This window comes from Nocardia sp. NPDC005978 (assembly GCF_040614455.1).
GTDB lineage: Bacteria > Actinomycetota > Actinomycetes > Mycobacteriales > Mycobacteriaceae > Nocardia.
In genome coordinates, this window is record NZ_JBEXUS010000171.1 from 1 (window position 1) to 11,570 (window position 11,570).

12 protein-coding genes are annotated in these 11,570 nt (G+C 68.6%); 3 read left to right on the plus strand and 9 right to left on the minus strand.

Annotated features, from left to right (window positions below):
- Nucleotides 1–41: 41 nt before the first annotated feature.
- Both ABZ319_RS38380 and ABZ319_RS38385 read right to left on the minus strand, forming a co-directional pair.
- Complete coding sequence (locus tag ABZ319_RS38380) at nt 42–1,403, minus strand: SPFH domain-containing protein (RefSeq protein ID WP_354991506.1); 1,362 nt, start codon at nt 1,401–1,403, stop codon at nt 42–44.
- A 353-nt stretch (nt 1,404–1,756) separates the two neighbouring features.
- Nucleotides 1,757–2,779: an AraC family transcriptional regulator ligand-binding domain-containing protein gene (locus tag ABZ319_RS38385; RefSeq protein WP_354991507.1), complete on the minus strand. Its 1,023-nt coding sequence runs from the start codon at nt 2,777–2,779 to the stop codon at nt 1,757–1,759.
- A gap of 758 nt (nt 2,780–3,537) precedes the next feature.
- Between ABZ319_RS38385 and ABZ319_RS38390 the strand changes: the two genes are divergently transcribed.
- Nucleotides 3,538–4,434: an SDR family NAD(P)-dependent oxidoreductase gene (locus ABZ319_RS38390; protein ID WP_354991517.1), complete on the plus strand. Its 897-nt coding sequence runs from the start codon at nt 3,538–3,540 to the stop codon at nt 4,432–4,434.
- A gap of 410 nt (nt 4,435–4,844) precedes the next feature.
- Here the strand turns inward: ABZ319_RS38390 and ABZ319_RS38395 are convergent, their stop codons facing one another.
- From ABZ319_RS38395 to ABZ319_RS38425, 7 genes are all read right to left on the minus strand, one after another.
- On the minus strand, nt 4,845–5,687 hold the full coding sequence (locus ABZ319_RS38395) for a hypothetical protein (protein ID WP_354991508.1): 843 nt from the start codon (nt 5,685–5,687) through the stop codon (nt 4,845–4,847).
- An 85-nt stretch (nt 5,688–5,772) separates the two neighbouring features.
- Nucleotides 5,773–6,141, minus strand: coding sequence for a hypothetical protein (locus ABZ319_RS38400; protein WP_354991509.1), 369 nt, complete (start codon nt 6,139–6,141; stop codon nt 5,773–5,775).
- Between the two features lie 4 nt (nt 6,142–6,145).
- On the minus strand, nt 6,146–6,784 hold the full coding sequence (locus ABZ319_RS38405) for a hypothetical protein (RefSeq protein ID WP_354991510.1): 639 nt from the start codon (nt 6,782–6,784) through the stop codon (nt 6,146–6,148).
- Nucleotides 6,785–6,853: 69 nt separating this feature from the next.
- Nucleotides 6,854–7,735: an endonuclease/exonuclease/phosphatase family protein gene (locus ABZ319_RS38410; protein WP_354991511.1), complete on the minus strand. Its 882-nt coding sequence runs from the start codon at nt 7,733–7,735 to the stop codon at nt 6,854–6,856.
- A gap of 27 nt (nt 7,736–7,762) precedes the next feature.
- Nucleotides 7,763–8,284: a hypothetical protein gene (locus ABZ319_RS38415; RefSeq protein ID WP_354991512.1), complete on the minus strand. Its 522-nt coding sequence runs from the start codon at nt 8,282–8,284 to the stop codon at nt 7,763–7,765.
- Nucleotides 8,281–9,141, minus strand: a complete 861-nt coding sequence (locus ABZ319_RS38420) for a hypothetical protein (protein WP_354991513.1) — start codon at nt 9,139–9,141, stop codon at nt 8,281–8,283. The genes ABZ319_RS38415 and ABZ319_RS38420 overlap by 4 nt, the downstream gene beginning before the upstream one ends.
- A 75-nt stretch (nt 9,142–9,216) precedes the next feature.
- Nucleotides 9,217–10,029 carry a hypothetical protein gene (locus ABZ319_RS38425; RefSeq protein ID WP_354991514.1) on the minus strand — a complete coding sequence of 271 codons (813 nt, stop codon included), beginning with the start codon at nt 10,027–10,029 and terminating at the stop codon, nt 9,217–9,219.
- Nucleotides 10,030–10,149: 120 nt separating this feature from the next.
- Between ABZ319_RS38425 and ABZ319_RS38430 the strand changes: the two genes are divergently transcribed.
- Together ABZ319_RS38430 and ABZ319_RS38435 are read left to right on the plus strand one after the other, a co-directional pair.
- Nucleotides 10,150–10,860: a metal-dependent hydrolase gene (locus ABZ319_RS38430; RefSeq protein WP_354991515.1), complete on the plus strand. Its 711-nt coding sequence runs from the start codon at nt 10,150–10,152 to the stop codon at nt 10,858–10,860.
- Nucleotides 10,861–10,974: 114 nt separating this feature from the next.
- Complete coding sequence (locus ABZ319_RS38435; protein ID WP_354991516.1) at nt 10,975–11,469, plus strand: phosphoribosyltransferase; 495 nt, start codon at nt 10,975–10,977, stop codon at nt 11,467–11,469.
- Nucleotides 11,470–11,570 lie beyond the last annotated feature (101 nt).

The following is an 11,570-nucleotide window of genomic DNA, read 5'->3' on the forward strand; positions in this document are numbered from 1 at the left end:
CCGGCCACCAGGGCGGGTGGCCGGCACGACGCACATTCGGCTCAGGAGGCGCCCGGCCCGCGCACGGTGTCCACGATCGCGCTCACCTGCGCCAGCAACCCGCTCAAACCCAGGGTGTCCCCGCCGATCTGCACCGACCTGAGCTCGTGCGGGGCGGGCAGATTGTCCACGATCGCCGGCAGCGCACCCACCAACTCGGCCTGAATACTGCTGGCATTGCGCAGATTCGCGTTCTCGACCGTGATCCGCTCCCGCTCGAGCCCCAGCAGCGCCTGCTCGTGCGCGGCCCGCACCCGCGCCGCCTCCAGCGCGAGCTCGGCCTCGAGCTCCTGGCGGCGCAACTCCGATTGCAGACGCGTGTTCTCCGCCCGCTCCGCGTGCAGGTCGCGCTCGAGCCGCAACGCGTGCAGCGCCGCCTCCTGCGCAAGATCCGCCACCGCCCGCTCATCGGCGTGCGTGCGCCCGGTGCGGCGCAACCGCTCGGCGGTCTCACGATCGAACCGGGCGGCCTCGTGCCGGTCACGCAGGGCCGCCAGCTCACGCTCGTTCTCGATCCGGCGTTCCTCGGCGGTGCGCGCGGCGGTCAGCTCCCGCATCGACACCGCCTCCTGCGCCTCGAGCTCGGCCAGGCGCGCGACCCGGTTCTGATCACTGCGATAGGGCTTTTGCAGGTTCTCCCACAGCGTGGTCGAACTGACCACCGCCTCCTTGATCTGCACGGTCACGATCCGCAACCCCAGCCCGCGATCGTCGCGGGCCGCGGGCTCGCCGGACCCCTCGGCCACCGTGCGCAGGCGCGCGGTCAATTCCTCGATGATGGGCTGTTTGTCGCTGAGCACATCGCGCACCGCCATCGTGGACACCTTGTCCTTGATCGCGGCCTCGGCCTGCTCCCGCAACTGCACGTTCACCAGCCGCATCGGATCCTCCGCGTCGGAGAAGTCGAGCTTGCGGTACGCGGTGGCGAAATCGTCGATGATCCACTGCACGTACCCCTGCACGAGCACGCCCTGCAATTCCTTGCAGATGCAGTAGGCATTGATCAGGATCGTCTGAATCGCGCCCGGCACCACCAGATACGAATCCGCGCCCGGATCGAACCGGAACGAGACCCCCAGCCCGATGTGCAACGGCTCCTTGCGCCCGCGCCGGGTATGGACCACGAACGCGTTCGGCGGCACCAGCACCGTCTGCCACCGCCAGAACCCGGTGATCCGCACATCCACCGGCCCCTGCACCGGCGTCTCGCGCGCCGGACCCGCCCGCCCGGCCCGTTTGGCCAGCACACCCCGCCCGCCCGAACCACCCGCGGCCCCCGCGACCGGAGCGGACCGCAGATTCTCCTCCAACACCGCCTGCTGCGCGACGACCTGATCGAGATAGGAATTGTTCTTGGCTGTCATGAGCGGCAGGCTAGCCCACCAAAACTCCGCTCGCCCAGCGAATTTCACGCCCTGCCACACCGGCGCCCGCACCTGACGGATCCGCGGTTTCCGCATCGGGCGCGCACCCCGGCGCCCGGTTCGGCAAGGACCTCGACGGCACGGTGGTCGTGGTCATCCCGGGGGTCGCGGGCGTCCCGAGGGCCGCGGGCGTCCGTTCGGGGATACTCGAGACCGCGGCGCGGTTTCTTCTCGCAGTAGGCCGCGGACAGCGAACGGCGCGGCGGCCGATGATCCACCGACCCCAGGCCTATACGTCACTGTGACGCTTTGACCTGGGGTTTCCTTCTCTTCGAGCCCGGGGGAGCGGTCCCTCACCGAGGTGCGGCCCGTGCATCGCGCGCGTACTGGTGCGGGGTCTGACCCTTCCACGACCGGAACGCCGCCGCGAACGCCGACCCGCTCGAGTACCCGAGCCGGGTCGAGGTCTGCTCGGCGGTCAACCCGGCCGCGAGCAGTTGCTCGGCCAGCAACGCCGAGGTCTCGTCACTGAGCTCACGGAAGGTGGTGCCCTCCTGTGCCAGGCGGCGGCGCAGCGTGCGCACACTCAAGTTCAGCGCATCGGCGACCTCGGGCTGCGAGGCCACCCCGGAGCGGTGAATCAGCAGCGCCCGCACCTGACCGCTGACCCCGCCCCGGGACCGCCGCAATTGCAGCAGCTCCATGCATTTCTTCTCGTAGTAGGCCGCGGACAGCGAATTGGCCTGGGGGAGCGGCAGATCCAGGGCCCCGCGCGCGAACTTCAGAATCGTGCACGGGGCGGAGAAACTCACCTCGGCGACCCCGTTGAGCAGGTTGAACATCTCGTACATGGGATGGGCCTCGATGGCGATCTCCACCCGCACCGGGATCGGGGTCAGGAAGAAATCGCGCTGCATGGTCGCGAACGTGGCCAGATCCCATTCCAGGGCGAAGCGGCGGATCCGCGGCGGCACCGCGGTGTCATCGCGCACCAGCCAGATCTCCGAGCCCTCGTTGTGCGCCCGGAACCGCGCCACACTGAACGAGAGATCGTTGTACTGCACGAACACCTCGACCGCGCTGCGTACGGTCGGACTGTTGATGATCGCGAATCCCCACACCCCGTGATTGGCCAGGTGCGAGCGAATGCCGGCGAACAACCCGAACCCGGGTTCGTCACCGAGTGCGGCGACCACGTTCTCGAGCAGCCCGATCTCCTGGGCGCGGGTGATCTCGGCGGTCGGGTCGTCGAGCATCTCGCGGGCGATTCCGGTGCCGTGCAACAGCTGTGCGGGCTGCACGCCGCGTTCGACGGCGAACTCCGCGATGAGCAGCGCGCTGGTGATGGAACGCCGTTGCCCCAGTCCGTCCGTCATAGAGGCATTTTCGCAAACGTCCAGCATCCACAGCACCGGAAACCGGAGATACGGCACCCGGGGTCACCCATTAATTCGTCACAGTGACGTTTCTACCTGACCCACCGGGACCCGGGGGAGCCGCCGATAATCCACCGCGACACCATGATTGGACCCCGAGGGGGCGATTTCGACCCAATTCGGACGAAACCGGAAAATTTCCTACGAGCCAGCGGGGTCGCGCAAACAATTTTCCGGTGCCGGGAAAACACCCCGGGGACAGGTGAACACGCACACCCGCGCGCACGCACGAACGCCGGCGACGGGGAGTCCCGGAGCCCTCGGAGCGGGGTTGACGCGCGAATACGGCTGTCACACAACAAGATCAACAAGCCTGTGCCGCCGCCGTAAAAGTACCGATAATCAACATTATGTCAAGTTAAGCCGGTGGCGGCACCCCCACAGTTATCAACCCCGTATGCCCCGGTCCCGGGTTCCCTTGCGCCACTGCGGCGTTCACCCGTCGTTGCATCGACTGCAACTCTGCATCACCGCTCGATCGGCCTTCAAAGTAGCCAGAAACCCCCACCCCCAAACCTGCGATCCCGAAGGTTGGCCGATCATGCACATCGCTGGCCCGGCACCCGATGTCACGGTCGAATAACATCGTCCCGCAGAGGAATTCGAGTCGGGAAGCGGTGTGTGGGATGTTCGGAATCGGTAAGACGCTCGCAAAAGTTCAGCACGAGGTAACCCGGCAGGTGGTCAACGCCCTGACCATGCCGCACCGCATCCCCCTGCCGTTCGGCCCGACCCTGGCCGATCGCGTGGCCGGCAAGACCGTTCTCATCACCGGGGCCTCGAGCGGCATCGGCCGGGCACTGTCGCTGCGGGTGGCCGCCGCGGGCGCGACGGTGATCGTGACCGCGCGCCGGATCAGCGAACTGGATCAACTGGTCGCCGAGATCCAAGCACAGGGCGGCAAGGCCCACGCACTCCCCAGCGATCTCTCGACCGCCGAGGGCATCGACAAGCTCGCCGACCAGGTGCTGATCGAATTCGGGGCGCCGGACATCCTGGTCAACAACGCGGGCCGCTCGATCTGGCGTTCGGTCGCCGAATCCGAGCATCGCCTGCACGATTTCGAGCGCACCATGCGCATCAACTACTTCGGGCCCGTCGGGCTCATGCTGCGCCTGCTGCCCGAGATGCGCCGGCGCGGGTCCGGCCACATCGTGTCCAGCTCCTCGCTCGGGGTGATCACCGATATCCCCCGCTTCTCGGCCTACGTCGGATCCAAGGCCGCCCTCGAGGCGGTCATGCGCATCGCCGCCAACGAATGCCACGGCGACGGTGTCCTTTTCACCGACGTCCGCATTCCCCTGGTCGCCACCGACATGAGCGCGGCCCTGGGCTGGAACGGCTACAAGGCCCTGTCGACCGCGGCCGCGGCGAACATGCTCACCGACGCGATCATCGACCGCCCCGCCCACCTGGAGAACCTGCACGGCGCCCTGAGCATCTGGTTCAACCGCGTCATGCCCGACCTGGCCCGCTACGGCCTGAACCAGCTGCACCGCATGCTGCCCGAGGAAACCACCCGCCCGTCCCCCACCCCGAAGCCCACGGCCGAATCCCCCACCCCGACACTGGTACCCGCGCTCGCCCACGACTGACGACGCCGCACATCAACGGCCGTTCCGGCCCCTCGGGGCCGGAGCGGTCCGGCCGGGCGCGACCGGCGCAGCTGTCCCGAAGCCCACCGGTCACCCGCCGGTGCACGTCTGTCGACCGATGGCGGGTTCGTTCGACGAACGGCCGGCGCGGATTCGGTAGGCGGGGATGAACCCGGCAGCGGCGAGAGCCTCGACGGCCGGGCGCGGCTCACTGCGACCGGAGTGCTTGGAGCGCGTGCGCCGAGTTCAGTGTGATGTCCACACCCGCGCCGGCGGTGAGCTCGGCGATCTGCCGCTCGAGCTCCGTTGTTGTCCGCGAATCGAATACGCGGCAGACCGCACTCACAGCGGGGGTGACCTGGTCTCCTGGCTGTGCCTGCGTGCGAGCTACGGGGGGGCGGGCCGGGGGTTCAGCGGGCGCTGAGCTCGATCAGCTTGCGGCGGTGGCGCTGTTGCAGCTCGAGGAGTTCGTCGTCGGTGTGGGCGGACCAATCGTGCTGGGCGGCGAACTTGGGGCGCAGGGCGCGGATGCGGTCCGCGCACCACATGAGTTCGGTTTCCAGGGCGTACGGGTCCGCGCAGCCGGGCCAGGTGGGGGCGACCTCGATGGCGTGGATCGCGTCGCGATTACCGGACACCGCGACCACCGCGCGCCCGTACTGGGTGGCGGCCCCGTTCATCAGGTACTGCCCGTCCGAGAGCAGCTCGTCCTGCAGGCGGCAGTACTTGTTCCAGGTGGTGGTCTCGAGCAGCATGATCGTCTGATCGCGCAGGGTGAGCCGGTGATCGGGTGAATGGCGGGCCGGGCGGCGGCGATGGCGGCGGCGGCCGAGCTCGTCCGAGGCGTGCGCGGTGTGGGTGGTCAGGGCGGTGCGATACGCCTCGTAGAGCGCGGACCCGACATCTTTGGCCGGCACGCGATGTGGCCAGTCGACACTGAATTCGAGGCTGTGCGGGAGCAGACCGCGGTCCAGGGTCATGACCACGTACGGGCCGGTGGCCGCGGAGGTCGTCGCCGCCGGGGCGGGCGCCGGGGCCGGTGCGAGCGCCGGTGGCGGGGTGTGGGGCGTGGGCGCGGTGGTGGTGACCGCGGTGAGTTCGGCGGGCGTGACCGGGGATCCGGTGACCTGGTGAACCGAGTTCGCGGACACGCTCATCGTCGCGGACACGGTGATCGACACCGACACCGAGACGGTGTCACGCCGCTGCCCCCGCTCGTCGTCCTCGCCGCTGTCGATAAGGCTGAACGCCATGCCGGACCATCCCATCCGCGAACCCCACTGCTGGGCGCACAGTATCAAACCGCGGCGGGTCGTGTTCGGGGACAAACGGATTCGCTCAGTATTCGATGGCCCCCGGGGGCGTGTCGGCGCGCGGGCGGGACCGGCGCAGGGCGGGCAGTCCGATCGCGACCACCAGGGCCGCGACGATCAGCGCGTGGGCGCCGATCATGACCAGCATGGGCCGGGCGAACCCTTCATCGGTGTACGCGCCGCGCTCGCCCACGCAGTACAGCGTGTAGTTGGTGGAGGTGCCCTCGGAGTCGTGCCAGGTGTCCGAGACGACCATGGGTTCGGTGTAGGGGGCCGAGCAGAACAGGGGCGCGGTCAGTTTCGCTTCCCCGGGCCAGATCGCCAGCGGGATGACGATGCTGATCATGGCGACGATGGCGGCGGTACCGGCCGCGGCGAGCAGGAGCCTGCGCACGGCGCTACACCGGCCTGATCCGGGTGAACTGCCCGGTCTCGTCGAATTCGGCGATGATCTCGGCCCGGGACGAGACGACATTGGCGACGATGCGGATATCGCCGTCGAAGCGGGCGACCACGATCACCGGCACGTGCGCGCCGTCGAGTTCGCTGCGCGCCAGCGCGGTGTCGACGATCTCCTCGATCCGCGACAGGCCCGCGACGGTGTTCAGGGTGAAGCTGTCCGCGTCCAGATCCTCGCGCGCGGACACCCGCACCGGATCACCCGGGCCGAGCGTGCCGTACAGGTACGCGTAGTCGTCGAGCCGGCGATCGGTGCGCACCCGCAGCCACACCGCCGCCTCGCGCGAGGTGAGATCGTGCTCGGCCAGGAACGCGGTCACCTGCGGCGGCTGATCGGCCAGCACCACCCGGAAATTCGCCGAATCGGGCGCGGTCAGCACGAGCACGGTGGCCTGCACCTCGGGGACGCCCAGACGCTGGGACAGGGCGCTGATCGCCCCCAGCGGCAGCGCACTCACCAATCCCCCGCCGCGTGCTCGCATCCGCTCCTCGAAATCGGCGCGATCGACCGCGCCCACGCAGCCCGCGGCGGCGAGCACGCTCGCACACACCAGAATCCGCACCCATCGCCCGCCCACGCCTCGCATGCTAGAGGTTCGCACCCACGCGAGCGCGACCCGCGCGTGAATACCGGGTGCGCGCCGCGCTCACGGCCGCTGCGGCCACCGCACGTCCACCACGAGCCCGTAGTGGTCGCTGGCGATGATCCCGGTCAACGGCTCGTGAAAAGCCAGGTCCGCGCTCAGGATCCGGCCCGCACCCTCCGGACGCAGGAACGGGTCACCCACGAACACGTAGTCGATGCGCTGGGGTGGCACGTTCAGGAACCGCGCCTGCGGATTGCTCAGCGGGTCATAGGTGTAGCCGACCTCCTGCGGGCGCAGCAGCGACCACGCGTCCTGGAACGAGGTGCTGCGCCCCTCCAGCACGGCATTGGATTGCAGGAACCGGATCTCGTCCGAGAGCGGTTTGGCGTTGAAATCCCCGCACAGGATCGGCGGCAACGCGGTCACCGTGCGATCGTGCCGGGCGGTGATCGCGTCGTCGATGGCCAGCACCTGCTGCACCCGCTGATACGCCTGCGCGGGCGGCGGCGCCAAATGCGTACTGAACACATCGATCCCGCCGGTGCGCGCGTACAACAGCTCGGCCTGCATGCGATAGGAGGGATGCGGGTCCCGCGGCGCCGGATCCCCCGGCAACGCCAGCACCTCGGACCGCTCGATCGGCCAGCGACTCAGAATCGCCGACCCGAACCGCAGATTCCGGTCGTGCCAGGCATCCTCGGGAAACGGATACCCGCCGAAACACCAGTGCCAGCGCCCCGCGCCCGCGTTCTCCACCAGCCAGCGCCCGGTATTGCTCTCCTCGGGCTTGGTGACGTCCTCCCACACCTCCTGCAGGCACACCACGTCCGGATCGAGCCGCTCGAACCACGCCAGCACCTCGTGCCGGCGCTGCTCCCACTTCGGCTCGAGCAACGACCCGATATTGAGCTGCGCGATCCGCAGCACCCCGGCCTCCGACATACGCACTCCTGTTCGCGTTCCACGACCTCACCAGATCAGCGTGCGCTCCCCGGCCCGCACCCGGGCGAAGAACCGCGTACCGATCACCGCACCCTCATGGTTGTACGAATTCATGATCTCCGCCAGCGCCCGCGCCAACCCCGTCAACGCCGCGCTCGGTGCCCCCTCGGCGGTCCAACCCCAGTGCGGGGGAACCGAATCCAGCTCCACCACGATGCTGTTCTGCTCCGGCAGGCCCGTCACCCGATAGCCGATCTCGGCGGGCGCGTCCCGAATCGGATCGAACACCGCCACCGCATCCGCGGCCACCGGCTCGGTGAACACCACCCGCGCGAACGCGATATCGGCGCGCACCAACTCCGCGATCTCCGTCAGACCCGCATGCCTGCCCGCCCGCGCATACCGCGACCCGTACGCCCGATCAGCCGCATCGGCCCGCACCGCCGCGCCTGCGATCCGATCCAGCATCCGCTGCGCGGCCGCCCGCTCACCCGCACCCGTCGCCGGATGCTCGATCAACGCCCGCAACCGCGCCACCCGTGAACTCACGACACACCCTCCAGAAAACGATCCGTCTCACCCCGGGCCACGATCACCGCCTTGAACAGAAACCGCGCCACCCGATCACACACCAGGCACACCGCCTCCGCCACATCGGGCGCGTCCGCCACATCGAAACCCTGTGCCGCCGCGAACCGGAACTCCGCGTCGAACGGCGTCGCCGTCCCCGCGATCCGCCCCGTCTCACGCACCATCGCCGCCATATCCGACAACTCCGGCACCCGCGGCGTCTCCTCCACGAACAACTGCAACACCCGGCTCAACACCAGCACCGACTCCGGCGTCGACGCCGGAACCCCCAGCACATACGACAACCGCACCGCCGCCACCCGCGGATCCACCCGAATCGCCCCGACATCGGGAAACGACAGAAACGCCGCAGCCACATCCCCGGTCGAACGCAACGCACCCCCACCCGCACCCCGCGGCACGAACCCCGAAACACCCAGCCGCGCATCCACATCACCGCGCGCCACGATCACCGACGCGAACAGATACCGCAACGCCGCACTGCAGATAGCGAAAATCTCCCCCGCCGGATCCGCGGCATCATCGACCACGAACCCCGCCGCCGCCGCCCGCACGAACTCCCGCTCCACCGGCACCGCATTCGACGCCAGCAGACTCGTCTGCTCGTTCAACCCCGCCACATCACCGAGCCCCGGCACCTGCGCGTGCTCCAGAAACAAATCCAGCACCTGCCGCAACACCACCACCGCATGCGGACTACGCGCCGGAATATCGAGCAGATACGCCAACCGGAACGGCGCGTTCGCCCGCTCCTCCCACACGCTGCGCACCCCCGGATACCCCAGCACCGTCGCCACCACACGATCGTTGTCCACGCGGAACCCCTTCACACCCGGGCGCGGCAGCCCCCACTGACCGGCGAGCCTGCCACACCCGAACGCCCCTGCGGCTCAGCGCCGCGCGAAAACCGCACTGTGACAGGCGGTCAGCAACCCCACCAACTCCTGCGCCTCCCGATCATCGAGCACCGCGAACGCCGGCGCGATCAAATCATCGGTAATCGTCTCCGCCTGCACCCACCGCCCCTTCAAATCCGCCGTGATCTCCTCGAACGGCTCACCCCACCCGTACCCGCGCGCCTGATCCGGACCCGAACTCAACGGCGACCCCGCGATCAACACCGCCTGCAACGGCGACAGACCACTCGACCGCACCGCCATCAAATGCAAACCACCCCGCAACTCCCGCAACGCCTGCACAGCGTGCGCCACCCGCGCCGGCGCATCCTGCGCCCGCGGCAACGCCCGCCACCCCGCGAACAACGGCACTCCCGCCACCGACGCCCCATCGGCCACCCGCTCCAGCAACTCCGCCAACCGCTCCACCGGCTCGAACCCAGCCAGCTTGCGCCGCCCGAAATCCTGGCACGCCAGCAGATACCCCTGCGCCCCCTTGGCCGCCGGCACCCCCGCCGTCGCCTCCCACGCCGTACGCACCGCCGCCGGCGGGAAGAACCCGAACGCCGCCGCCACCACATCCGCGTCCACATCACCCAGCACCCCACCCCGGCCCCGGGTGTACCCCGGCAGGAACCCCGGCACGCCCGTCGACGCGGCGAACGCCTTCGCCTCCCGGGAGAACATGAACCCCCCGCCGATCTGCTGGATCTGATCCTTCACCGCGGACGCAACCGACATGTCCGTTCCTCTCTGAGCGGAAAGCGCAATCTCCCCCGAGACTATTTCACCGCCCGCCACCCCCACCGGCGGGTCCGCTCCCGCCCGCCCTGCCCAGTCCCCGGCACACGAAACCCCTGCTACCACATACCATCAGCATCACCACAAAGTTGAACACCAGCCCAAATGACGGTTAATCTCATTGTGGTGCTAGGACATTCACACGCCACCAGCGGCGCGCTCGCCTGGTCAGCAGCCGCCGCCGCGCTACCGCTCACCGTATTGACCTATCCCGCAAGCCAAATGGGCAACATCCGCCCCGTCGACCTCGTCATGGGCGCCCTGCTCACCGCCGGCGCCGCCCTGCTCCCGGACGCGGACCACCCCAACGGAACCATCTCCCACGTCCTGGGACCGGTCTCCCACGCCGCCTGCAAATTCATCTCGTGGATATCCGGCGGGCACCGCCACGGCACCCACTCCTTCCTGTTCGTCGCCCTCGTCACCGTCGGCACCTGGGCCGGACTGCACTGGATCGGCCGCTACTTCACCCTCGCCCTGGTCTTCTTCCTGCTCGCCCTGGCCGTGCGCGCACTGCACCTGGCACCCTCCGGCGAGGGCCCCAAAGCCTGGGGCACCCATATCGCCCTCGCCGCCAGCGGCACCTTCGTCATGGACTACTGGATCAGCGACAAACCCGCCTGGCTCCCCTTCTCCGTCGGCCTCGGCGCACTCGCCCACATCCTCGGCGACTGCCTCACCGACCGCGGCTGCCGCCTGCTCTGGCCCCTGGACATCCGCACCCGCATCCCCATCATCGACCGCACCGGCAACAAGATGGAAACCCTCATCCTCGTACCGCTCTTCGGCCTCGCCACCCTCGGCCTGCTCTGGTACACCATCACCCACCAGCCGTAGCCGACACACCGAACCGACCCGAAAACCCGGACACTGCAACCGATCAGCATCCGAGCGCCCACCCGCACTCGTATGATCTCCTGGTCAATCGGTCCGGGACAGGGACGGAGCACCATGAGCGACCGCGAAGAACTCAGCTGGGAACTATTCGGCACCGCCGCAAGGGAATTGGCGCACACCATCGCCAAGGACGGATTCGAGCCCGACCTCATCCTCTCCATCGCCCGCGGCGGCCTCTTCGTAGCCGGATCCCTCGGCTACGCCCTCGACGTCAAGAACCTGCACGTCATGAACGTCGAGTTCTACACCGGCGTCGACCAACGCCTCGACCTGCCGGTCATGCTTCCCCCCGTACCCAGCGCCGTCGACCTCACCGGCGCGACAGTCCTGGTCGCCGACGACGTCGCCGACACCGGCGCCACCCTCAAACTCGTCCGCGACTTCTGCCAGGACCACGTCGCCGAAGTCCGCTGCGCGGTCATCTACCAGAAACCCCGCTCCGAGGTCGACTGCGAATACGTGTGGAAGCACACCGATCGCTGGATCAACTTCCCCTGGTCCGTCGAACCACCCGTCGTCGACCGGAAGGTCCGCGTCCTGGACGCCTGAACCACCACCGGCCGGGCAAAGACAAGCCGGGCAAAGACAAAGCGCGCCGGGTTCATTCGAACCCGGCGCGCACACGTGTGGAAGAAACACAGAGATAGGAA